The organism is Exilibacterium tricleocarpae (assembly GCF_007004655.1).
Taxonomy (GTDB): domain Bacteria; phylum Pseudomonadota; class Gammaproteobacteria; order Pseudomonadales; family Cellvibrionaceae; genus Exilibacterium; species Exilibacterium tricleocarpae.
Genome location: NZ_ML660101.1, coordinates 125719 through 150473 on the forward strand (window position 1 = coordinate 125719; position 24755 = coordinate 150473).

20 protein-coding genes are annotated in these 24755 nt (G+C 53.0%); 16 read left to right on the forward strand and 4 right to left on the reverse strand.

What is annotated here, in order from left to right; genetic code table 11:
- Positions 1-119: 119 nt before the first annotated feature.
- Positions 120-1517, reverse strand: a complete 1398-nt coding sequence (gene argH / locus FKG94_RS20825) for an argininosuccinate lyase (RefSeq protein ID WP_142928873.1) — start codon at positions 1515-1517, stop codon at positions 120-122.
- A 244-nt stretch (positions 1518-1761) separates the two neighbouring features.
- Between argH and FKG94_RS20830 the strand changes: the two genes are divergently transcribed.
- The 6 genes from FKG94_RS20830 (at position 1762) to FKG94_RS20855 (ending at position 8041) form a co-directional block, all read left to right on the forward strand.
- A complete protein-coding gene (locus tag FKG94_RS20830; protein WP_246125293.1) occupies positions 1762-2718 on the forward strand; it encodes a sensor histidine kinase in 957 nt (318 codons plus the stop codon).
- A 61-nt stretch (positions 2719-2779) separates the two neighbouring features.
- The gene (locus FKG94_RS20835) at positions 2780-3523 is read left to right on the forward strand and encodes a LytR/AlgR family response regulator transcription factor (protein ID WP_142928875.1); all 744 of its coding nucleotides are present in this window, start codon (positions 2780-2782) and stop codon (positions 3521-3523) included.
- 119 nt (positions 3524-3642) lie between these two features.
- Entirely contained in the window at positions 3643-4578 is a 936-nt protein-coding gene (hemC, locus tag FKG94_RS20840) for a hydroxymethylbilane synthase (RefSeq protein ID WP_142928876.1), read from the forward strand.
- Positions 4575-5390 (forward strand): uroporphyrinogen-III synthase, encoded by an 816-nt coding sequence (locus FKG94_RS20845; protein WP_142928877.1) that lies wholly within the window; start codon positions 4575-4577, stop codon positions 5388-5390. The genes hemC and FKG94_RS20845 overlap by 4 nt, the downstream gene beginning before the upstream one ends.
- Before the next feature lie 327 nt (positions 5391-5717).
- Positions 5718-6773, forward strand: a complete 1056-nt coding sequence (locus FKG94_RS20850; protein ID WP_179957744.1) for a uroporphyrinogen-III C-methyltransferase — start codon at positions 5718-5720, stop codon at positions 6771-6773.
- Positions 6770-8041 (forward strand): heme biosynthesis HemY N-terminal domain-containing protein, encoded by a 1272-nt coding sequence (locus tag FKG94_RS20855; protein ID WP_142928879.1) that lies wholly within the window; start codon positions 6770-6772, stop codon positions 8039-8041. The genes FKG94_RS20850 and FKG94_RS20855 overlap by 4 nt, the downstream gene beginning before the upstream one ends.
- A gap of 147 nt (positions 8042-8188) precedes the next feature.
- Here FKG94_RS20855 and FKG94_RS20860 read toward each other — a convergent pair whose 3' ends face one another.
- Together FKG94_RS20860 and FKG94_RS20865 are read right to left on the reverse strand one after the other, a co-directional pair.
- Positions 8189-9355: an FAD binding domain-containing protein gene (locus FKG94_RS20860; RefSeq protein ID WP_142928880.1), complete on the reverse strand. Its 1167-nt coding sequence runs from the start codon at positions 9353-9355 to the stop codon at positions 8189-8191.
- Positions 9356-9392: 37 nt separating this feature from the next.
- Positions 9393-10040, reverse strand: coding sequence for a DsbA family oxidoreductase (locus tag FKG94_RS20865; RefSeq protein WP_142928881.1), 648 nt, complete (start codon positions 10038-10040; stop codon positions 9393-9395).
- 202 nt (positions 10041-10242) lie between these two features.
- On the opposite strand from FKG94_RS20865, the gene FKG94_RS20870 reads away from it, so the two are divergent.
- From FKG94_RS20870 to FKG94_RS29615, 4 genes are all read left to right on the forward strand, one after another.
- Positions 10243-11145, forward strand: coding sequence for a LysR family transcriptional regulator (locus FKG94_RS20870; RefSeq protein ID WP_142928882.1), 903 nt, complete (start codon positions 10243-10245; stop codon positions 11143-11145).
- Positions 11146-11264: 119 nt separating this feature from the next.
- A complete protein-coding gene (locus FKG94_RS20875) occupies positions 11265-12032 on the forward strand; it encodes a hypothetical protein (protein ID WP_142928883.1) in 768 nt (255 codons plus the stop codon).
- A 198-nt stretch (positions 12033-12230) separates the two neighbouring features.
- Positions 12231-12431: a DUF4240 domain-containing protein gene (locus tag FKG94_RS20880; protein ID WP_142928884.1), complete on the forward strand. Its 201-nt coding sequence runs from the start codon at positions 12231-12233 to the stop codon at positions 12429-12431.
- Positions 12425-12577 (forward strand): hypothetical protein, encoded by a 153-nt coding sequence (locus tag FKG94_RS29615; protein ID WP_425460061.1) that lies wholly within the window; start codon positions 12425-12427, stop codon positions 12575-12577. The genes FKG94_RS20880 and FKG94_RS29615 overlap by 7 nt, the downstream gene beginning before the upstream one ends.
- Positions 12578-12809: 232 nt before the next feature.
- On the opposite strand, the gene FKG94_RS20890 is transcribed toward FKG94_RS29615, so the two are convergent.
- Complete coding sequence (locus tag FKG94_RS20890) at positions 12810-13010, reverse strand: hypothetical protein (protein WP_142928885.1); 201 nt, start codon at positions 13008-13010, stop codon at positions 12810-12812.
- 172 nt (positions 13011-13182) lie between these two features.
- On the opposite strand from FKG94_RS20890, the gene FKG94_RS29620 reads away from it, so the two are divergent.
- From FKG94_RS29620 to FKG94_RS20920, 6 genes are all read left to right on the forward strand, one after another.
- Positions 13183-13503 carry a DUF7668 domain-containing protein gene (locus tag FKG94_RS29620; RefSeq protein ID WP_425460059.1) on the forward strand — a complete coding sequence of 107 codons (321 nt, stop codon included), beginning with the start codon at positions 13183-13185 and terminating at the stop codon, positions 13501-13503.
- A 60-nt stretch (positions 13504-13563) separates the two neighbouring features.
- Positions 13564-13971, forward strand: a complete 408-nt coding sequence (locus tag FKG94_RS20900; protein ID WP_142928886.1) for a PaaI family thioesterase — start codon at positions 13564-13566, stop codon at positions 13969-13971.
- A 1026-nt stretch (positions 13972-14997) separates the two neighbouring features.
- Positions 14998-15738, forward strand: coding sequence for a hypothetical protein (locus FKG94_RS20905; protein WP_142928887.1), 741 nt, complete (start codon positions 14998-15000; stop codon positions 15736-15738).
- A 634-nt stretch (positions 15739-16372) separates the two neighbouring features.
- A complete protein-coding gene (locus FKG94_RS20910; RefSeq protein ID WP_142928888.1) occupies positions 16373-23020 on the forward strand; it encodes an RHS repeat-associated core domain-containing protein in 6648 nt (2215 codons plus the stop codon).
- Positions 23021-23067: 47 nt separating this feature from the next.
- A complete protein-coding gene (locus FKG94_RS20915) occupies positions 23068-23769 on the forward strand; it encodes a hypothetical protein (protein ID WP_142928889.1) in 702 nt (233 codons plus the stop codon).
- Positions 23770-24422: 653 nt separating this feature from the next.
- Entirely contained in the window at positions 24423-24731 is a 309-nt protein-coding gene (locus FKG94_RS20920) for a hypothetical protein (protein WP_142928890.1), read from the forward strand.
- Positions 24732-24755: the final 24 nt, after the last annotated feature.

Consider the following 24755-nt stretch of genomic DNA (forward strand, 5'->3'; position numbering starts at 1 on the left):
ATGAGTATATATCCCGGCCGTGGTTATGCTTTAAACCAAATGCGTTCTACGTTACCAAATTGCCAAACTTTTGTGCATGAACCCCTTTTTTAGCGGCTGTTTTGCAGCCGCTGCGCTGCCTAGCCGGCAGCGATCCGCCTGCGGGCCCGCCCCACTGCCTCGCGCACCTGACTGGGCGCGGTGCCGCCGATATGGTTGCGGGCGGCCACTGAACCCTCAAGGGTCAGCACATCGAACACGTCCGCCTCGATGATAGCGCAGAACTGTTGCAGCTCCTGCAGTGTCATCTCCGCCAAATCTCTACCCTGGTCTATACCGTAAGCCACTGATTTTCCGACAATATCATGTGCATCACGAAAAGGGATTCCGCGTCCCACCAGATAGTCCGCCAGGTCGGTGGCGGTGGCGAAGCCGCGTTTGGCGGCGGCGTACATGGCCTCCCGGTTGGCCTCGATGGCCGGCACCATATCGGCGAAGGCCCGCAGGCAGTCCTTGACCGTGTCGATGGTGTCGAACAGGGGTTCCTTATCTTCCTGGTTGTCTTTGTTGTAGGCCAGGGGCTGGGATTTCATCAGCGTCAGCAGACTGACCAGATGGCCGTTGACCCGCCCGGTCTTGCCCCTTACCAGTTCCGGCACGTCGGGATTCTTCTTTTGCGGCATGATGGAAGAGCCGGTGCAGAAGCGGTCCGGCAGTGCGATGAAATCGAACTGCGCCGAAGCCCACAGCACCAGCTCCTCGCTGGCCCGGGACAGGTGGGTCATCAACAGCGCCGCAAAAGCACAGAACTCGACGCCAAAATCCCGGTCGCTGACCGAGTCGAGGGAATTTTCCGTGGGCGCGGTAAAGCCGAGCAGTTCGGCGGTGTAAGCGCGGTCGATCGGGTAGGTGGTGCCGGCCAGTGCCGCCGCCCCGAGCGGTGACTGATTGAGCCGCTTGCGGCAGTCGGCCAGCCGCCCGGCGTCGCGCTGCAGCATTTCAAACCAGGCCAGCAGATGGTGCCCGAAGGTTACCGGCTGCGCCGTCTGCAGGTGGGTGAAACCGGGCATGATGGTACCGGCTTCCCGCTCCGCCAGGTCCAGCAAACCGGTCAGCAAACGGGTCAGCTCGGCATCGACAGTGTCGATTTCATCGCGCAGATAGAGCCGTATGTCGGTGGCCACCTGGTCGTTGCGGGAGCGGCCGGTGTGAAGTTTTTTCCCGGTTGGGCCGATCCGCTCGGTGAGGGCCGCCTCCACATTCATATGCACATCCTCGAGGCTGACCGACCAGTTGAAGGTGCCGGCCTCGATATCCCCGCGAATGGCCTCGAGCCCGTCGACGATCTCCCGGCACTCGGTTTCGGTGAGCACGCCGACCCGCGCCAGCATCGTGGCATGGGCGATAGAGCCGCTGATATCGTGGTGGTAGAGGCGCTGGTCAAAACCGACGGAGGCGGTAAATCTTTCCACAAAGGCATCGGTGGCTTCGGAAAATCGACCGCCCCAGGGTTTTAACGGTTGTTCGTCTCGGCTCATGTATGACTCGCCCGATTTGCTGAGTTGTTGACACAGGTGACTAACTCTTTTATGAAAGAGTTGCTATTAAGAATAAACAGATGTCCGCCCCGGCTTTGAGCCCGGTGCGGGTGAGGTCGCGCATTATACCTTAACTGCGGGAGGTGCTGCCATTTCTCAACGAATCGGTCCCCGGTCTGACCAACAACCGGGTGAGGTCGCGCCGCCTGGGGATTTCTTACCGAACCTCTGTACCTTGCAGGCGGTGGTTGCGCTGGTATTGGTCGGTGAGTTGCTGGCACTGGCGCTGGTGGTGACCGATGCCGGTCTGCAGCGCTTTGACTGGGTGCAATTGGGCGCTGTGTCGTTTTTGGTGCAGTGGATTGTATTGAGCAGTGCCGCTTTACTGTGTCCTCTGCGGCCTTTTTTGCGGCGCCAACCGCCGGTCCTGGCCGGCAGCCTGAGCTACGGTCTGGTGCTGTTTATCGCATTGGTTTTTCTCGCTGCGGGGCAGTGGATGCTCGCGCCGGGCACTGAAACCCGCTGGTGGGGCCTGCTCGACGGGCTGCTGCTGGCGGCGATTTTTGCCGGTATTGCCCTGCGCTACTTCTACCTGCAACAGCAACTTCACAACCAGCAGCGATCGGAATTGGAGGCCCGGATACAGGCGCTGCAGTCGAGAATCCGGCCGCATTTTTTATTTAACAGCATGAACAGTATTGCCAGCTTGATCGAAACCGAGCCCCGGGTCGCCGAGAAAGTGGTGGAGGACCTGTCCGATCTATTTCGCGCCAGCCTGGCGGAACCCGCCCTGGTGCCCGTTGCCGACGAACTGCAACTGTGTCGACAATACGTGCGCATCGAACAGTTGCGCCTGGGGCCGCGGCTGTCGCTCAACTGGCGTATCGGCGAGTATCCGGCGGGTACGCTGATACCGAGCCTGCTGGTCCAGCCGTTGCTGGAAAACGCGATCTACCACGGCATTCAACCCAGACCCGAGGGCGGTTGCATCGATGTGGAGTTGTCGGTACGGGACCACCGGCTGACGCTCGAAGTGCGCAACCCGCTGCCGGCGCCCGGCAACAGCGGGCGTAAAACGGGCAATCGCGTTGCCCTCGAGAATATTCGCCATCGCCTGGTTTTGCACTTCGGCCCCTCGGCTACCTGTGTGGCGGAACCGCGCGACACCCTGTTTATCACCACCATCAGCTACCCGATTTGATAGTGGCATAAATGTGCATTTGTTCTGAGGTTCCCAAAGAAACTTGAGGTACACTTAGGCAATGGATGTTCTGATAGTTGACGATGAGCCGCTGGCGCGGGATCGGCTGATCCGGATGGTGGAAAAGATCGACCACTGCCGGGTGGTCGCGCAGGCGGGTACCACAGAGCGGGCACTGCAGGCGGTGCGTGAACACGACCCGGATGTCGTGCTGCTCGATGTCCGTATGCCAGGCGCCGACGGCCTGAGTGCGGCGGCCGATCTCGCCGAACTCGACGATCCCCCGGCGATTATCTTCTGCACGGCCTACGATGAATACGCGCTGGACGCCTTTGACACCGAAGCCGTGGGCTACCTGCTCAAACCGGTGAAGCAGGAGCAGTTGGAGACGGCACTGACCCGGGCGCGCAAGCTCAACAAGGTGCAGTTGGCGGTGTTATCACAGCGCCAGACGGGTCGGGAGGATGAGTCGCAACGGTCCCATATCAGCGCGAAAACGCGGCGCGGTGTCGAGTTGATTCCGCTTGATGATGTGCGGTTTTTTATTGCTGACCACAAGTATGTAACGGTCCATCATGTCGGCGGTGAGACGCTGATCGACGATACCCTGAAGGATTTGGAAAACGAGTTCGGCAGTCAATTCGTCCGTGTCCACCGCAACGCCCTGGTTGCGGTGCGGCATATCGAGGGCATGGAGCGGGCCAGCCAGGGGCACTATCAAATACGCCTCAAGGACATTGAGCAGCGGCCGGTGGTGAGCCGCCGCCACGTGGCCAAGCTGCGCGAGCTGATGGCGCAAATCTAGCCCTGTTATTGCAAGAAGGCCTGCGGCCGGTATTCCCGCACCCCGCACAACGGGGGTGACTCTGGTATTATTCATCTCATAACACGCTAATTTCTCCATCACCGAGGTACTTTAAGCGCATGTCGAATAAATTGCGCATCGCCACCCGCAAGAGCGCCCTGGCCCTGTGGCAGGCCAATTATGTCAAAGACGAACTGCTCAACTATCACCGCGATTTGACCGTCGAGCTGGTGCCGCTGGTCAGCCGCGGTGACAAAGTGCTGGACGTGCCGCTGGCCAAGGTGGGTGGCAAAGGGCTTTTTGTAAAGGAGTTGGAACAGGCCCTGTTGGCAGGCACGGCCGATATTGCCGTGCACTCAATGAAGGACGTCCCCATGGCATTTCCCCCCGGCCTGGGCCTGGCGACCATCTGTGCGCGGGAAGACCCCCGCGATGCGTTTGTATCCAACCGCTTTGACACGATTCAGTCACTGCCGCCGGGCAGTGTGGTGGGTACCTCGAGCCTGCGCCGCCAGTGCCAGTTGCTCGAACAGCGCCCGGATCTGGAAGTCAGGTTTTTGCGCGGCAATGTCAATACCCGTCTGCGCAAGCTCGACGACGGTGAATACGACGGGATTATCCTCGCCGCTGCCGGCCTGATCCGCTTGCAACTGCGCCAGCGCATACGTGCCTTTATCGCCCCGGAGATGAGCCTGCCCGCCGGCGGCCAGGGTGCTGTCGGCATTGAGTGTCGCCTCGACGACGCGACCACTCATGCATTGCTAAAACCCCTGCACCACCCCGCGACGGCCGAACAGGTGCTGGCCGAGCGAGCCATGAACCGCCGCCTCGAAGGCGGCTGCCAGGTGCCTATCGGCTGTTTTGCCCAGCACGACGGCGAAGACCTGTGGGTGCGCGGTTTGGTGGGCAGTCCCGACGGCAGCCGGATACTGTGTGACGAAATTCGCGGACCGGCGCAGCAGGCGGAGGCCCTGGGCACGGCACTGGCGGAGCGTTTGCTGAGCGCCGGCGCCGGCGACATTCTCGCTGCGGTCTACCGCGATCAACCCCAATGACCTCGTCGCCCGCAAAGCGTGCCCCCGATCTGACCGGCCTCAGGGTTTGTATAACCCGGCCACAGCAACAGCAGAGCGCCTGGCGGACGGCCCTGGCCGGGGCCGGCGCTGAGACCCTGAGTATTCCATTGTTGGCGATAGAGCCGCTGCGGGATCGCCAGTCGATCGACCGTATTAAGGCATTGGTGATGGACCTCGACCATTATCAGGTGGGCATTTTTGTTAGCCGCAACGCCGTTCACCACGCGCTGGAATGGATCGATCGGTATTGGCCGCAACCGCCGCTCGGTATCGACTATTTCGCCGTGGGCGAGGCCACGGCCCGGGCCCTGCGCGAAGACGGTATTGTCGCCCAGAGCGCGCAGCAGGCCATGAACAGCGAGGCGCTGTTGGCGCTGCCGGTGCTGCAGGCGGTGGCAGACAAAAAAGTGGTTATTTTTCGCGGTCGCGGTGGTCGCCCGTTGTTGGCGGAACAATTGTGCGCGCGCGGTGCGCAGGTGCAGTACTGCGAGCTGTACCAGCGCCGGTTGCCGGCAGAGGCTGCCGCGACCATGGCGCGCAGCGGGTTGGGGCGGCGCGCCGATGTGATTAGTGTGCACAGCGGCGAAACCCTGACTAATCTGGAACAGGTTATCGAAACCAACGGCCAGGTTGTGTTGCGGCATCTGCCGCTGCTGGTACCGGGCCAGCGGGTGGCGGAGCTGGCCCGTGAGTTGGGCTTTGACACGGTGGTGGTGGCGGAAAATGCGACGGATCGGGCGATGCTGGGTGCGTTGAGCGAGTGGCATGCCTCTTCATCAAGTTTGCAGTAAGGAATCAATATGGCAGATAAAGTGCCCGACAAAACTGAAACCGAGCCGCCGGCCGCAGACCCGACAAAGTCCGCTAAGGAGCGGCTCGAGGAGGAGCGTGCCGAACGAGACGAGTCCGCGTCTTTAGCGTCTGCAGCGCCTGAGCAAGAGGAGCCAACCTCAGAAGAACCGAAATCAGACCCGCCGCAGTCGGAGGGGGCAGAGCCAACGGGGTCCAATTCAAAGAGGCCCAATCCAAAAAGATCAGGGCCGGAAGCGCAAAAATCCGAATTGCCAAAGCCCGCCCCAGCCGGTAAGCGAACAGGCCGGGGCCTGTGGCTTTTTGCAGTGTTGACCGTGCTGTTGCTGGCTGCCCTGGCAGGCGCCGGTTACTGGGGCTGGCTCTGGGTTGAACAGGAGCGCGACAAAATGACTGCAGAGCTGGCGCAGCTCGCCGGGCAGATGCAACAGCAGCAGACCCGGTTGCAGGCGCTGCTCACCGGCGCGCAAGAGGAGATACAATCACAGCAACACAACCAGCAACAACAGTCGGCGACGTTGGAGCGGGCTTTGACCACGATGCAGCAGCGCCTGGAAAGCCACAACAAACGCCTGTTGTCGCTGTCGTCCACCGACCGCGACGACTGGCGCCTGGCCGAAGCCGAGTATCTGTTGCAGTTGGCCAACCAGCGTTTGCTGATCGAGAACGACAGCCGCAATGCCGAGCAGTTGCTGGCCGCTGCCGATACCATCCTGTTGGAGTTGCAGGATGTAGACCTGTTTGTGGTGCGCGAAGGTATCAACCGGGACCTGACGGCATTAAAGCTCGCGCCGAAAGTGGACCGCGAAGGTATTTACCTGCGGCTTGCCGCGCTGGCCGGGCAGGTACAAAACCTTGCGGTTATTCCGCCCAATCCCTTTGCTGAACGGGCTGTGCCGGCGGTTGCCGAGGAATCTGCCGCGATGCCTGCGGATAGTAATTGGTTGCAGGCGGTGAAGCGAAATTTTGTCGATGCGTTTGACAAGTTTTCCGACTATATTCGCGTCACTCATCACCGCGAACCCCTGCGCCCGATCCTGCCGCCGGACAGTCAAAGCTATTTGCAACAAAATCTGCGTTTTATGTTGGAGCGGGCGCAACTGGCGCTGATGCGACAGGAGCAGGCTATCTACACCGGCAGTATCCAACAGGCGCGCGATTGGTTGCGGACTCACTACCGACTGGCCAGTGACCGCGACGGTGTCGCCGTGCAGTTTGATAACGAGTTGGCTCAGTTACAGCAGGTACAGGTGGCTCAGGCACTGCCGGATATTTCCCAATCGCTGGAACAGTTGCAGGCCTATATCGAAAAGCTGCATAAACTTGCGCCTGCGCCGTCGCCTACCGGGGAGGGCAGTGAATGAGGACGTTATTTTTTTTCGCCTGTCTGGCACTGCTCGGCGGCGCGGCGTTGTTTTACCTGATGGACAGTCATAGTGGCTACGTGCTGATTGCGCTGGATAACACCAGTGTTGAAATGACGTTCTGGCTGGCGATTCTTTTAGTGCTTGGGATTTTCGCTATCCTTTGGGCGGCGGTGTGGTTGTTGCGAAACAGTACCGGCGTCCTCGCGGCGGGCGCCAACCGGGTGCTTTATGGCCACGTGCGCAGTGTGCAAAAGCGCACCGCGCGGGGGTTGATCGATTTTATGGAAGGCAACTGGAAACAGGCAAAGCGGCATTTGTTGCGCTCGGCCCACAAAGCTGACACCCCGTTGATCAACTATCTCGCCGCCTCCCGCAGCGCTTTTGAATTGGGTGAGAAGGAGGAGGCGCTGGCGTTGTTGCACAAGGCGGAGGAGTCTACGCCGACCAGCGAGCTGGCGGTGGCATTGACCCAGGCGCGTATGCAACTGCTGGCCAAACAGTACGAACAGTGCGTGGCCACGCTGGAGCGGGCGAAGAAAATTTCCCCCAAGCACCCGGTGGTTCTGGAGTTGTTGAAACTGTCTTATACTCAATTGCGCGACTGGAAAGCGCTGCAAAAAATACTGCCCGACCTGCAGCGCCATAAGGTTTACCAACCCGAAGAGATAGAGACCATTGAGCATGATATCTATCTGGCATTGATCAGCGATACCGGCGAGCGGGCAAAACGTCTGTTGGGTGCGGAACGCCTGAAGCTGCTGGAAGAGACCTGGCAGACTCTCCCGAGCCATATGCAAAAACATCCCGGTATGGTGGCGGCCTATGTGGAGCAGCTCAACGCCAATGGTGACGAGGTGGCTGCCGAGAGCCTGTTGCGCCGCACCCTGATTAAGAAGTGGGATGAGAGGTTGGTGCGTTTGTACGGACTGGTAAAAGGTGAGGACGTACAGAAACAGTTGCTGACCGCCGAATCCTGGCTGCAGGACAGCCCCGGCAGCGCCGCGTTGATGTTGGCACTGGGCCGGCTCTGCCTGCGCAATGAACTCTGGGGCAAGGCCCGGGACTATTTTGAAAGCAGCCTGCGACTGCATAAAAATCCGGACACCTTTGCCGAACTGGCCCGCCTGCTGGCGCATTTGGGCGAGCATGAGCGCAGTACTGAGCACTATCAGCAGGGTTTGTTGATGATGACCGATGGTTTGCCGGAGCTGCCGATGCCGCAGACTAAAGGGAATGAACTGCCGCCTGTGGTTTCTGTGCGGTAGATGGATATGTGTCTGGGCTAGCAAAAACGACTAGGTGTTCTGTGTTGATGGCAGGTCAAGCTGGTAAATGGTTACGGCTTGGCGAACAGCTCCGGATAGAGCATTGCTTGAAAGAGTGCTTGAAATCCTCCCGCCAATATCCTCGCGTTAGTGATGAAACAACAAGTAGTTGCCGGTTTCTGTACCCTGCCGATACAAATGTTTGCCCAGACTTAATTGCTGTGGCTCCCAAGCCAGCAAAGCCTGGTCGATGTTATCCGGAAACCTCTTAAGAGCTTCTGCCAATGCGATGGCATTAGCAGCCGCTTTGGCAGTGCTGGCAGCGGTATGCGGGCGGGGAATAAACGCCGCATCACCGAGCAGAATAACACGACCGTTCACCATACGATCGACGGTTAAATCGCGTATCGCTTGCCCGAACGGCTCCGCTGTGGCGTTGACCATGGCGGCAAAGTTGGGCGGCAGAAAAATCTCAGCCTCGCTATACACATGTGCTCGCCATCGCTCAGTCAGTTTGCCTTCCGGTATAGAGAAGCCGCGATAGTTGCCCGCTTTGTCGGTCATAATATCTTTCAGTTGAGCATCACCAGCGACGCGATACCACACCCAATTGTAGTAGCGGTGTCCTTCTCGTGTGTCATTGTTATCGCCCGGTACCAGGTAGCCCAGCATATGCGACCCTTTGTTATTGGCAAACGCAAAATCACCGACTAAGCCGTCGGCGGCTACCGCAGGGATATCCCGCTCGCGGACCAAGCCACGCCAGGCAAGATAACCGGCGTAAGTCGGTTTTGCATCGGGCCAGAGCAATTGGCGGACGGTGGAGCCGTTACCATCGGCACCAATTAACAAATCGCCGCTGGCTTCGCTACCGTCGTCAAATCTGGCATTGACCTGCGCTGTAGTTTTATCTTGCTGAATCGCAATCAGCTTTTTGCCTTTGTGGTAATAAGTATCGCCAAAGGTGTTTTTCATGGTGGTGTAGATCAGGGACCACGAGGTTTGGGTTTGTCGGGCCGGGTGCTGGCTTTGAATGGAGCCATCCGGGTTAAACACTGTGCGATAACTGGAATCGACACCGAGATCGATACTGGCAATATCGATACCGGATCGGCGAAAGACCTCAACCACATCGGGTTGTAACACGATTCCGCCGCCGCGACTGTCCAGATCATGGGTGGAACGCTCGTAGATATGCACATCCCAACCCATACTGCGCAACATATTGCCGGCGAACAGGCCGCCCAGCGAACCGCCGATTACGATGGCTTTGCCAGGTTGGGGTTTTGATTGACTGACTTTGTGTTGTGACATGGTGATCTCCACCAATTTTAGTAGTGGGTTGATGTAATCAGCTGTTAGCGGCTGCCTGCAAAGCGAGCCGCATCCGCTCGGCACTTTCTGCGCCATACAGGTAAGCATCACCGATTTGAATATGGGGCACTCCGCGCACACCTTTATCAATCGCTTCACGCTCAAGCGCAATCAGTTCTTTAGTGCCTTCATCACTGCGCAGAAGCGCTAACACAGCATCGTGGTCCAAACCCACTTTGGCGGCCAAGGTCGCCAGCGCGTCGATATTGCCAATATCGATACCGCTGGAGAAGTAACCTTCAAACATCCGGTCCACCAAGTCGGGCAGTGTTTCTGGAAAATGGCGACCCACAAACCACACTAAACGATGGGCATTGCGGGTGTTCGGTGTCGTCAGTATCTTGTCGTAGTTGAACTCCACCGGGTCCTCCGCCGCAGCCTCGATCGTGCCGGCATCCAACGCCATGGACTTTTCCCAGCTGCCAAATTTCGTGCTGCGGTAGATTTTGCGATTTATGCCCGCTGCCGGCATGGTCGGGTTCAGTTCGTAGGGCTGGTAGCTGACTGACAAAGAGATACCGCTATCTTTAGCCACAGCCCGCAAGCGACGTTCGGCCACAAAGCACCAGGGGCAAATAAAGTCGGACGTGAAGGTGATATTCACGTTGTCTTTGGGTTTATCCATAGAGATTTCCTCATTCGGGTTAGTTCGGTGATTCAGGTCCACAACGGTTCTTTAACCACGAGGGGAAGCTTATAGGGTAATCGTATTGATGATAATATGGCAAAATGGCAAAGTATCTTTGCGTTTTACGCAAAGATACACGGTAAATAGGCGATACACAGACGCCTTCCCTGTCAGAGAGTGTTGAAAACGGAGAAATACATTGGACAAATTGGCAGCAATTGAGGCATTTGTGGCCACCGTTAAAGAGAATGGCTTTTCACCCGCCGCCCGCAAGATGGGGGTGGCGACCTCCAGTGTTACTCGCCTGGTCAACAACCTTGAACGGGAGCTGGGTACAACACTACTAAATCGGTCAACCCGGCGTGTAGTGTTAACGGCGGCCGGCGAAGTATTTTATGAGCAGGCCAGGTATGTCTTGCAGAATTTACATCATGCGGAAGATACTGTTCGCGATTTGGACAGTGCGGCTCGAGGGCGGCTGAGGATATCCATGCCTGTCGCCCTGGGGCGCTTGTGTATCATGCCAATTTTGCATCAGTTGGTGAAAACCTATCCAGATATTACCCTGGATTTGCAGCTGAGCGATGAACCTATCGATATCCAGGCGCATGATATCGATGCTGCCATACGCATTGGTGACTTGCCTTGCGCAGGAACTCTGGTTGCCACACAGTTGTTACCGCAACGGCGGCATATCGTCGGTTCTCCACAGTACCTTAAGCGACGTGGTGTGCCGCAAAAGCCCGCCGACCTGCAACAGCATTCGTGCTTGGCCTATAACTATGGTAGCAGCGTCGATTACTGGCATTTTGCCAAGTCGGATAGATTGGATAGGGTGGAAGATATTCCGTTAAACCCCGTGCTTCGTGCGAATAATTCCGAAGTGCTGCTGGCCGCAGTGAAACAAGACTTAGGGCTTGCGTTACTTCCCGATTGGTTGCTGAAGATCGATATTGATTCGGGGGATGTTGTCGTTGTTCTCAATCAATATATTGCCAATCCACGAAGTATGCAGCCTGCTATTTATATCGTTTATCCGGAAAACCGCAGATCAATGAAGAAGATACGGGTGCTGGTGGATGCTTTGAAAGAAGGTATTTAAGAAGAGGGGTCAGGGGCGCTTATCCATTGAGAGAATGCTTACGATTCTGGTTGCAAAGCGAGTATACCACTGGCCTCGTCGCAAGATTCAAATTGGCGGCGTGAAATACTGAGGAAGCTATGAGTATTACACTGAGATCAATTGGGCTGTTCGGAATACTGCTTTTTGGAATTCTACTCTCTATCACATTTATATCACCCAAAACTATTGAAGAATCGGCAAAGGGATTCGTGAAATACCAGATAGAGAAAGAAGTCCGAGAAAAACAGCAGGCTATACGAGATTCTAGCGTTGCAGGCAAAGCACTGAGTATATCCGAAAAGCTTGGATTAGAGTCTGAACAAATTCGAGAAAACCTGAACAACAACCTGCCACAGAAAATAGCGAGGGTTATTGCCTCTATGTGTGGCTATGATTGTGAGCGAACAAAGGCATTGGCTCAGTCAATTACAACAGGTTATTTAGACCGCCTTAAGAGCATTAAGGTTGCCCAAGATACTCTCGGCGACCTGATAAAAGGGAAGTACATCGAAATAGTTGGTAATTTGAAATTTGAACTTCGTATATTCCTAGGGTTAAACTTCGCGATGTTTCTTATACTTCTGATCGTATCTTTCGCAAAACCGAAAGCTATAGCTCATCTGTTCTTACCTGGAGTACTTTTGGTTCTGGCCACCATATTATCTTCAGCAGTATACCTATATGGCCAAGATTGGTTCTATACCATTTTGTACAATGATTATATGGGTTTTGGGTACTTAGCGTATCTCGTGATTATATTTGGCGTATTAATTGATATTGCACTTAATAAAGCACGGGTTACAACTGAGGTAATAAACGGTATAGCTAACGCCTTCGGATCGGCATTCTCGGTGCTTCCGTGCTAGGCGCATTTAACAAAGCAATCAACCGGACTCCGCATTGCGTGGCTCGCTTCGCTCACCCCCTTACCACGGCGTTGTACGTAAGGAGAGTCATGAACGAAAATTAATTCTCGAACATCATCGGTATGTTGAATCGGGATGAAACTAGGGATGATGAGGCAGTTGTAGAGCCTGTTGTTGAATATTTATCGAAGAAGCCTGATGAAGAAACCTGATGAAGAAACCTTTCAGTTTGAAGAACTTTTGGCTCAAAAACTCCACTCGCTTTATACGAAAGCTCATGCTAGAGAAATAGGTCGGGATACCTATGTAAATGATGATGAATACTTTTCTGTCGATGGTTTCTATATTCAAGGTGCGTCGTTGTTGCCAACGGGAAAGAATTTTTCGAGCACATTTTAAAGAATCCCATGGGATTTCCAAAAGACATGGAATTTGAAGCAGTGTTACATGTTGCACAAGAAGCTTATGAATTGAAGAACAACAAAGAGTGGGAGTATGTATCTCCCACAGATTACGAGATATATAAGAATGTTAATGGCTGGTAGTAAACGTATAACAAGTCGTACAACTCCGATAATTTAAAACGTCGTTTGAAAAAAGCAACGTTTTAAATTATCGGTTTGCTCTGTGTTAAATGTCTATGAGAATACTGATCGAGGGCATCATCATTCTAGGTTCTTTTGCAATATCTATAATTGCTGGATACTTCTTATACACCTTCATCGAAGGTATTCGGTTAGATATATACTGCAAAGAACTTCGTGAAGGTCTAGATTGTTACCAAGAGGGCTGGGTATCTTTTCCTGCTTGGCTGTTTTCTTTGGTTGGTGGGTTTGTGGCAATACTATCTATTACTTTGGTGTACTTGTTTACGCCAAGCACCCGAGTGAGAAGTTCAAAAATAGTTTTTATTGCCGGATCTGTTTTGAATTTCCCGTTTGCTTTTTTAATAGTAGGGCCAATTGCATTTTTAATCATATTATTATCTGGCTTTATCGCTTTACTGGTAGTTCTACATTTAACAAATCAAGGCAGTCGGACGGCTTCGCCGCCCGCGGTGTGAGGCGAAAACACGAATGGGTAGCGCGAAAATGGAAACCGAAGTTATAATCGAGAAAGATGAAGAGAGTGAGCGCCCAATTCCATCGATTTGGCGTCCGATATTTTCACATATCATGGAGGCTTTCGTAGAGAAAGATTACTCTCTCGTGGCGTTCCGGGTGTTTGCCCAGTTCCTCCGGGGACAGAAAAACAGATAAAAGACTATATACAGGATTATGGAGAAGAGCTAATTCTGCTGCCCAGTGAAACTTGGGAGTCATCGGTATATATATGGATGAGGGGGCATTGGGATGTACTAATAGATTTATGGACTGTTAGCGAGGGACGGAGTGATCTGGTGCTTGGTGCAGACGTTACAGAAGGCGAGAACGGTTATATCCTTGAAATTAGCATGGTCTATGTCCCATAAACCATTTAACCTGCGTTCCGGCAAATTAACGCGGCGTTATGCAGAACTAGGAAAGAAATAGTGGATGATATTCCAGAAGATTTTGAACCGATATTTCGAACTAGCCCATACCTTGATTTATTGGGCCCAATTTATAACAAGAAAACTGACAGAGGTTTGGTTATCGGAATTAAAGCTGAAGACAAGCACTGTAATGCTCGAGGGTTGGTTCACGGCGGTGTTTTCAGCAGCCTTGCTGATGTGGCGCTAGGGTACAATGCAGCTTTTCAGGGCAAAGAACCAACTCCTATGGTCACAGCAAGTTTAACCGTCGACTATGCAGGCACTGCTAAACTGGGCGATTGGATTGAGATATATACTGATATCCAAAAAGTAGGAAAAAGTATGGCTTTTGCCAATTGCTATTTTTCTGTTGGCACCAAGCGCATAATAAGAGCAAGCGGTGTCTTTAGTATAATAAATGCATAACGAGTAGCTGCACTCGGGAAAACTACTCGCTATACCCTAGTTTCCGGTGAGCAGAGAGTTACTGACCCGGTAGGTTTTTCTCCTACTGGTGTGAGAGTTGTCCAATTTGATGATGGTCCGACCAATATTCAAGAAGTTGCAAGAATCATATCGCCTCAAAATACTGCGTATAGTAGTCCGAGAGTTGATACTTTGGATGTCACAAACGCAATTTCGAATATCGTATCAAGGGGACATGCAAAGCAGGTCGGACATCAGACGTTTGGTAACGGAGAGTATGGGTGTTTGATTTACGGCTCGTGGCTTGATTTAGTCTGGGAATAAGAATTTTACAGGTTCTAGGCAAGATAGTTAACAAGGCCATCAAATTCGCCCGCACAAAATGCGGGCCGAACGGCTAACAAGTGGCCGCCGTTTATGACGGCCTTAAGTGTGGATGAATTTAGTGTTCAATATAAAAGTACAGAACGATAAAATCTATATCTATGCTAATGATATTGAGTATGTGGTCCCAATGTCTATTAATAGCTGGAGTGAAGTTGATGTTCTTCAGCGTTGGGGGTATGAGCTATATGATTTACTTGATCACTATACATTGAGTTTTTTGCTCACGGGCTTAATCGAGAGTAAAAGTGGTCAGGGTTATATCAGGGCCTTTCGAGCCGTAAGGAATAGAGATAGCGTGCATTTTGATGATGTGTTGGTAGTATCGCATGGAATGTCCGCGGCTGGACACCAATTGAGGCGCTAGAGTATGTATTATCTCCTGCTTCCCAGACTGTTTATGATTACGAATTTAAACTTGGCAATAGGTTACCTGAATTTTCAGTTTCATCAGAAGATTTGTCTTCCTGGCAGTTTGAAGCACTGGAAAAAGAGGTGCCTGAAGACTATGAATCGAGGTACAGATTGTACACAGAAGTAGAAAACACTTAACACTATGCAGCACGTCGGCCACTGCATTGACCGAATTTCCACAAGCCTCACTTCATGGCCGGCATACAAAGGCGTTAGCTACTTAGAATCATGCCAATAGAAAGAATTGGAAAATATCTAGAAACATCTGATTTGGGCTTTACCCATTCCCTAGGAATTGAAACGAACCGGAAAGAAGCCTGTATACGAGAAGTTCAAGAGCGAAGAATACTTGGTGTTTTTGGATGCCCGGTATTTGGTTTTAAACAAGACAACCTGGATTTTTTGCGTGAAATTCCATTCATCGAACAGGTTTGGTTTTGGGAGGTCGCTCTAAAGAATGTAGATGGATTGTATTCGTTAGATGATCTGTCATATTTTGGCATTCATGAAAAACGGCCCGCTATAGACTTTTCAAAATTTAAAAACCTCAGAAAGGCAGTTTGGTACCCTGTTCGCAAGGATTGCGGTTTTGGAGATTTGAATTCTCTTCAAAGTCTTGATGTTTGGAGATTTAAACCGAAAGACAAATCCTACGCAAGTATCGAGTTACCCAAAAGCCTGAAGCAGCTCGATTTCAATTGGTGTAACCCCGCTTCGTTGGAAGGAATGCCAACTCTGAGTGAGCTGGAGGAGCTACAAATCCATTATTGTAGAAATCTTGAATCAATTAATTCTATTTTTGAGTTTGCACCAAATTTGAAAAGGCTTGTGGTAACACGGTGTGCGAACCTAAAAGATTTTGACGTGATTTCTGGTCATGATTGGGAGCACATATATATCAATATCAAAGGTAAAACTGTAGCCAACAAATCAAAGAGGTCGGACGGTGTAAACGCCGCTGGTGTATGAGGCTTTATGGTGCTCTGTCCCATTTTTAACAGCTGTCTCGGTAAAATAAAAATCACTGCCCTCAGCTAATAGTTGGACATTAAGGAATATGCTGTCCTCACGCTTAAACAGATTCGTTCCGGCACCTTCGTTAAAACAAGTGGTATCGACAACACCGGCCGGTTTATGGGGCGTGCCACTCAGAAAGTAAACAGTTACGGCAAGTGTGGTATGCCTGCCGGTGTCTTGAGTACCTCGTCCTTAAGTAAAATCGAGTTTTCTAGACAAGCCACTGCGGGTAATGGGACCTCATACAAGGGCCGGCCACCCGCGTGCGACGACGTGCTTCTGCAGAGCACTCCGCGGGTTGCCGCGATTTGGTTTTAAAGCAGGCCCATCGGTCTCTCTGCCTGGCCGATTCCCACTTGTTTTCTACGCCTGGCCTCTTTACTATTTAGTGCTTAGAAAGACAAACAGGGATTATAGAGATAGATATTGCCTATGGTGAGGGCGGCGGTCAATTAAGCCTCTTATAACCGCAATTTCTTTAGCACGGCGTTGCTGCAACAGTGGGCTGATTTCCTTTAGTACCCACCGTCTATGTTTTTAGTCTGTTTGTAAGTCATGGTTTGACCAGTGATCTTTGGGGGATCTTATGGTTTTTCGCCGCGTAATTACGGCGTTGGTTTCTTTTCTGGCTGTTGGGGCGGCAAGTATTGCCGAGGCCAGCCACTTGAGCGCAGATCGCTATGATGTCTATTACGGCGATATCGACGATAACGGTCAACAGGATATTTATTTTCACGGCAAAGACCGCTTTGTGCTGCTGCATGGGGATATTGTTACCCCCATAAAAATCAATGAACCTAGCTTCGTCGTCTATCAAAACAGCGCCGGCTACAGCGCTCCCCAGGCGTTGACGCTCAGCGATGCCCAACTGGCCCCCCTGACGCTGGCAGTCAACGACGACGACTATTTCCTTGCCGACTTCGATGATGATACCCATCTGGACGCCCTGGTGCGCGGTGCCACCGGCAGTGACCCGGCTTTGATATTGACGGGCACCGCCGGCAGGGCTCTGCCGGTTATCCTGGTTGAATACACTGGTGCCGATGCGCTTGAGCATCACAGCCTGAGCGACCGCAGTCTCACCCTGGCTGTTGCCGACAGCAACAATGACGGCCGTTTGGATATTATCCTGGTCGGCGCCGGCAGCAACGGCGGTGATATCAACTATCTGGCCGACGCCGGCGGTGTGCCGCGCCAGTTTGCCGGTGTTCTGCCGGGGGTTATTCAGGCGGCGCCGGTCCCGGCCGCTGTGCCGAGCGTGGACCAGGCGCTTATTGACGGCTCGGATGACGTGGGTGCTATCGCCGGACAGTTTCGCGTCGATGAGAGCGGTAGTGCCACCTACACCATCCCGATTGCCACGTTGGCCGGCACCGCGGGTGTAGCACCCCAGATCAGCTTAAACTACAGCAGCCAAACGGGTAACGGTCTTTTGGGTAAAGGGTGGAGTCTGGGTGGGCTTTCGGCCATTACCCGCTGCCGCCAGACCTTGCAGCAGGACGGCATGGCGGCACCTATTACCTGGAGTGATGGGGATCGCTTCTGCCTGGACGGCAAACGCCTGCTGCTGACTTCGGCGGGTGCTTACGGGTCGGTCGGCTCAACCTACAAAACCGAAATCGATTCTTTTGCCAAGATCACCGCCATCGGCGGAACGGCGGGAGACCCCGATCACTTCAAAGTGGAGCGCAAAGATGGCTCTGTAAGTTACTACGGCGCTACAGTCGATGCCAGCCTCGACATTGAGGCGGGTACAACCTATAGCTGGGCGTTAAAACAATTTAACGACAGTGTCGGCAACCCGATTGTATTTGACTATCTGAATGATGTTGACGGGCATCGGATCAGCGCCATCTACTACGCTTATGGTCAAACAGTTGCGACGGCGACATATACACCGGCGGGCACTTCCACCACCCGGCTGGTGTTTGACTACGATCTGCAGGATCGACCCGATATTATCGGTGGCTATGTCACCGGTCACAAGCTCACTGTGCGCAAGCGGCTGAAGGCAATTCAATCTGTTAATGAGGGCGTGACAGTTCGGCAGTACAACCTGACCTACGAAAATCTGCCGACCGGCAACGCCGCCAATAAAACCAGTCGCCTGGCCAGTGTGCAGGAATGCCGCACTGGCAACAGCGACTGCCTGCCTGCGATAACCACATTCGATTGGCACACACCGATACCCGGTATTTCATCCGACCCCAGCATGAGCTTTAGAGTGGCCGTCGGCGGCAAGACCCATCTGGCGGGTTTTGAGATGGCGGATATTAACGGCGACGGTAAGTTGGATATGGTCTGGTTGGATAGGTTTGTGCCGACCGGCAGCAACGATCAGGACCATTACCTGAAATACGCGGTGTCCGATGGAACCAGCATGGTGCGGCAGTCTTTTGCCAGTGGTGCCCAGCACTACAAATACGGCGAAAACGCCAATGAAACCATCCTGATGAAGGTGATTGATTACAACGCCGATGGCCGGCAGGATATTATGGTATGGTCGCTGCGGGCCGCCAAATGGGAGCTGTATTTGTCGGTGCCCGATGGGCAGGGAGGTTGGAAACTGTCGCGCAGGTCCGATATCACATTTCCTTTTAATTCTCTGAATATAGCTTTGATAGATATCAATTCGGATGGCTTGATCGACGCTTGGGACGGCACCAATGTGTTTTATCTGCAGAGAGATCCGTCTCAGGCGGCCTCTTCTGCCACGGCCTATCATTTCAGTAGCGCAGAACCTTTGGCTATCGATCCCTCGAACTGGATGTATTTTGATGACGTCAGGCCTGTCAGGGGGGCGGGCGATATTAATGGTGACGGTCGAGAGGATATCCTGTTCTACGGGCAATACCAGGATATTGGTCCAACCGAAGAGCCCATAACAGCATATCTCTATGGGATTCAAGTCAGCACTGTTAATGCCAATGGCGAATTAGAGTATCGCATACTCAATCGGGACACCTTCCCGGACCAATATGATGAGCTCCCAATCGCAGCGTCAGGATATATAGTATTTGGTGACATAAATGCCGACGGTTTGTCTGACGTCTTGAACTTTGATCAACAGCATGGCGAATGGCGCCTGTTCTTGAGCGATGGTGAAACGCTGGTGCCTCAGGGTGCCGTGGTGTCGGCTGCCGGTCTGTCTGCAGCCAGGGAACAGGCCCTGCAGCTAATCGACTATAACCAGGACGGTTACCTCGATGTCGTTTGGCATGACAGGGCACAGAGAAAATTGATGGTACGCCACTGGGACCCGGAGACGGAAAGCCTGGCTACCGCTGTGGATATTCAATGGCACTACAACGGTGTGTCGCTGCCTCTGTACACGAGTCTTGACGCAACAGTACAAAATTTGCTGGTCGACTGGACGGGCGACGGGGTAGTTGATTATGTGCGCTACCAGGATGAAACGTTTACCTTCTACCCCAACACCGGCACCGGTCCGCGCGATATCATCACCACAATCAGCAACGGCTTGGGTGTCGATACCCATATTGAATTTGAGGCACTTAACCAGACTGACCACTACGCCCGAGCCGATATAACGGTAACGGGTTCAGAGGTTTGTTTCCCAAATATCTATGGTCCCGGCAATCTGTGCTACCCGATTTTCAGTAGTGACTACAGCTACTTCAACGATCCGTTTGCCTACCTTCCACCCGATGCGCACTCGCTGCAAGTCGAAGATGTCGCGCCGGTACTGGAGTTCAACGGCCCTGCCTATGTCGTGACCCGGGTAACCAGCAGCGCGCCCACCGCGGCGGACCCCAATGCACAAAGTGCTATCAGCTATGCCTATGCGGAGGCGAAAATACAGGCATCGGGCCGCGGGTTCCTGGGTTTTCGCAAGGTGCGAAGCATCGATGAACAGACCGGCGTGGACACGGTCACCACCTACCGGCAGGACTGGCCGTTTATCGGCTATCCGCTGGAGACCCTGGTGATGACTGGTGCCGGTGAGGTATTGAGTCAAGCGGAAAACACCTGGGCGTTAAAAGGGTTCCAGAACACTTGGGCTGACACAGTTGCAGCCAACGGTAGCGCGGCCTTGGGGGCGCTAAAACCTTATCTCGCCGGCAGTGTAGAGATAACCTATGGCACGGTAACCAATTTGTCACTCCCCGATAAACTGAGTGTCAGTACTACACCTGTGCAAACAGTGGCCACCACTAACACCTACGATGATTATGGTAATCCGGTGACTATCCTGGTCGAAACCAGTGGCGGCGGCGACACCTTCACTAAATTGACCAGCAACGAATACGGCCTGACTCAGTATGATCGCGAGAAGGGGCGTTTAAGCAAAACCTCGGTAGTCAATACCCGCAATGGTATTTCACAACCTGCGCGCGTATCGGCATTTAACTACTACACAACAGGGGCAAAAAAGGGACTGCTCAAAGAAGAGATCATTGAACCCGACAATAATCAGTTCAAGCTGACTACCCGTTACGAATACAACGATTTCGGCAATAAGATCAAAGTGACACAAAGCGGTGCCGGTGTTACAGCGAGGGCCACGGAGTTTATATACGATGCCGGGAATCGCTATATCGACCAGACCAAGAATGCCCTGGGGCAGATTACCGAACAGGTAGTATCGCGCAACAGCTATGGCGCGCCCACCCGGATGCTTGATATCGACGGTATAGCGACCGATATTTACTATTCTGCGTTGGGACGCGAGTACCTGCGTTACTCACCTACCGGCGCTTACACGCAGTCGCTTAGCGCGCTGTGTAACGGCTGCGACAATGTGGCCAATGCCCGTTATAAAGTTACCAGTACCCAAGCCGGTGGCAGCAAGGTCACTACTTATTTCGACGCGCTCGGCCGCGAGGTCCAGTCACGCACCCTTCAATTCGACGGCAGTGTCAGTTATCAGAACACGGAATACGATAGCCTGGGACGGGTAGCGCGGGTATCGCAGCCTTCCAGCAGTGCGACGCCGGGTTACTGGACGGAAAATACTTACGATATCTTGGGCCGTGTAGTGGAGATGACGTTGCCTGATGCTAGTGTCAACACCGTCCACTATAACGGCCTGACGACTATCTATACCAACGATAAGCTGCAGACCAAAACCGAGACAAAAAACATCTATGGTGAGTTGACACAGGTTGTGGATAACCACGCTGGCACGATTGGCTATACCTACTTACCGCAGGGGGAACTGGAACGGGTACAGGTTAGCGCCGGCACAGACGGCACGGCGATCGGTGTGCCGAGTACCATCACCACGACGTTTACCTACGACCTGCTTGGGCGCAAGACGAGTATGTCCGATCCCGACAAAGGTGATTGGGAATACGATTACAATGTTTTTGGCGAACTGATCGAACAGCGCGATGCCAACGGGCAGCGGACTATCCTGACCTACGATCAACTCGGTCGACAGTCGACCCGTGTAGACCGGCGCAGCAACAACAGTATCGAAGGCAGCGCGACCTGGACGTATAACAATGGCACCACGGGTACCGGGCGTGGCCAAGTGGATCAGGTAGCGGACAGTGTCTCGGGTTACGTGAAAGGGATTACCTATGATACCTACGGTCGTGTCAGCGAAACCGTCACCAGCCTGGGCCAGAACGCCGCTGACGGCGTACATTTTGAGAAGGTGACCTACGACCAGTTTGGTCGCACATTCCAGATCTTCGATGCCGCTCGCGATGGCAGCGACTACGACGAGAATGCGATCGAGCACCGTTACAATGCCTATGGTTATCTCAGCGCGGTGGTGGATGCGGCCTATGTGGGGGGTAACCCACGCACCACCTACTACCAGGTGCTGGCCATGGATGCCCGCGTCAATGTCACCGAAGAGAGGCTTGGCAATGGGCATACCACCAGACACAACTTCGATCCCGCTACCGGTCGCCTGACGCGCACCGAAGCCGATCTGTTAAGTGGCCTCAACACGCTCCAGGATGTGACCTATGACTGGGATACGCTGGGCAATCTGACCCGGCGCCACAACCGCAGTGGCACTAAAAATATCGAGGAAACCTTTCTCTATGACGGTCTCAATCGCCTGACGCAGACCCAGGTGACCGGCGGTGATCGCACCACGGTCACTTACGATGCGTTTGGCAATATCGAAACCAAAAACACGTATCGTAGTGACAGCACGCTGAACACTCATGCCAGTGTCGGCACCTACAGCTATGGGGCAGGCACAGCGGGAGACCACGCGGTAACGGGTACGACGATTGGCAACAAGACCTACAGTTACGACAGCAATGGCAATATGACCGGTGACAGTGATGGCCGTTCAATCACCTACAGCACTTTTGATAAGCCGCTGAGTATCAGCAAAGGTAGCCATACGACCCGCTTTCAGTATGGTCCCGATCGGGCTCGCTACAAGCGGGTAGACGATGCCAATGGTGAAGTGACCTCCACACTTTATATCGGCAGTGTCGAGAAGATCACTCGCCCTGATGGTAGCAAAGAGGTTAAACGCTATCTCAATGGGGTGGCTATCATTACCTTGAATTATGAGAGTGATAATCAGTTTTCCAATGCGCAGGAGATGTACCTGTACAAAGACCACCTCGGGTCGATCGATATTATCACCGATAAAGTCGGGTCTATCGTGCAGGAAATGAGCTTCGATGCCTGGGGCAAGCGCCGCGCGGCGGTCGACTGGACGGCGCTGACGGCCGGTGAGTTGGTTCTTTTCCCCCATACCAATACCACCCGAGGGTTTACCGGGCATGAGATGTTGGATGAAGTGGGTCTGGTGCATATGAATGGGCGGATTTATGATCCGCATTTGGGGCGGTTTGTGCAGGCCGATCCGTTTATTGATGGTGTCAGTATTACCCAAGGGTACAATCGTTATTCCTATGTCCATAACAACCCTTTGAATGCTACTGATCCGACGGGTCACTTTGCAGTTACCTTATTTGCCGCCATTGTGTTAGCGGCCGAAGCCGCTGTTTGGTACGTGGCCGGAGCGGCTCTCTTTGCAGCCCAACTTGTAGAATCTCTTGTTCAAGGGGCAAGTTTTGGTGATGCACTTAAAGCTGGTATTATATCCGGCATTTCCGGCGCAGCTTTTTCTGCTATAGATACCTCTGCATGGGATTTTATTGGTGGCAGTGAGCTGCTGACCCAGTCGCTGGCTTTTGGTGTGGTTGGTGGAATTACCAGCACGCTACAGGGAGGTAAGTTTGGTCATGGGTTTATCAGTGCCGGTGTGGGGGGCTGCTCGGAGGTTCCGTAGCCAAAGGAACCAAGCTTGGAGATGCTCTTGGTTCTAGTGGTCGCGTTGTGGCCAAGATTGTGATTGGTGGCACTTTATCAGAGGCGACTGGGGGTAAGTTTGCAAACGGGGCGGCGTATGCGGCATTCAGTGCGATAGCGCAATCGGCCTTCACGTCAAACACAAGACCCGACATTACAGCACCGCAACCGAGGATGGTGGACACTAACGGCGATGGCAGTTTTGATACGGTTGCGTTAGTGAATCCGAATACAGAGGCTGCCAGTGGTCGGCCTTATGTGTTTGTTGAAGAAGTGGGTGGTGAGCAAGGTGGGAGTGTTTTAACGGTTGACAACACGGTGGCCGCACGGCGTGCATTTGATGCGCTACCCAGAAATACAGGTACTCTGTTTTATGCATCCTACTATGACCTTCTGCAAAAGGATAAGGCGAGAGCGTTTAATAGAAATGCGAAGATTGCTTCTGGTGCTGTTGTTGTGGGGGGCTCTGCTATAGCAGGCGTGCCAGCTCTAGGCGGTGCAGTAATTGGAATGACGATGCATACGGTTCCTAGATATTTTAGTGGTCAAGATATATCAGCGGGAGGACTGCTTTTTTCAGGAACTCTAGGGGCTGTAGGTGGTTGGGCAACTAATTCATTAGTATCTGCATCTGGCGGTGGATTAGCAGCGGAGATCGTGTGGCGCACCCGAATATTGAGTGGAAACGTTGCTACAAATCAAATTGCTAACGACATATTTGGGTTTTAGAAGAGATGGCCATAAAGTGATTTTAGAGTGGCTGCCAGTTATAGTTTCCGCCTGTCTTTTTGGACTGGCGACAGCTGTTGTTAAGAGATGTAACTTTGGACCCTTAACAGCATTTACTGTTGGTTTTGTTTTTACTCTGTTTTGTGTGTACTGCGGATATGAGATGTCCGAGAAAACCGTTGAGCCATCAGTACCTGTATTGATCAGTCTGCTAGTGGTCCTCCCTTCTTTTATAGGAGGAATGATGGTGCTGAGTAGCTATCAAAGGGATGAGTGAATTTTGGCCAAGCCAGTGTAAAAAATGGTTAAGATGACGGAAGGATAAAAGGCATGGCGGGGACGGCATGGCGAGGATGGCGAGGACAGGCACATGGCGAGGACAGGCACACGAGTCAGCAAGCGAGTCCGAGTCAGCGAGGACAGGCGCCGCTAAAAAGACTGAGTCAGGAAATTGAGGGGTCAAGTCTTGACTAATAGTATTTAAGCCAGCAACGGGCAACGATTTTCTTTTCCTTTTTCATCAAGGGTTTTAGCTGAGTTATCGTAAGCGATACTGTTGAATTATTACTCTGATAGAAAAAACCTTAAATTTAAGCACTAACTATTAGTTAAGACTTGACCCTTCTCCCTACTTCTCCCTATTTGCCGCCATTGTGTTAGCGGCCGAAGCCGCTGTTTGGTACGTGGCCGGAGCGGCTCTCTTTGCAGCCCAACTTGTAGAATCTCTTGTTCAAGGGGTAAGTTTTGGTGATGCACTTAAAGCTGGTATTATATCCGGCATTTCCGGCGCAGCTTTTTCTGCTATAGGTACCTCTGCATGGGATTTTATTGGTGGCAGTGAGCTGCTGACCCAGTCGCCGGCTTTTGGTGTGGTTGGTGGAATTACCAGCACGCTACAGGGAGGTAAGTTTGGTCATGGGTTTATCAGTGCCGGTGTGGGGGGCTGCTCGGAGGTTCCGTAGCCAAAGGAACCAAGCTTGGAGATG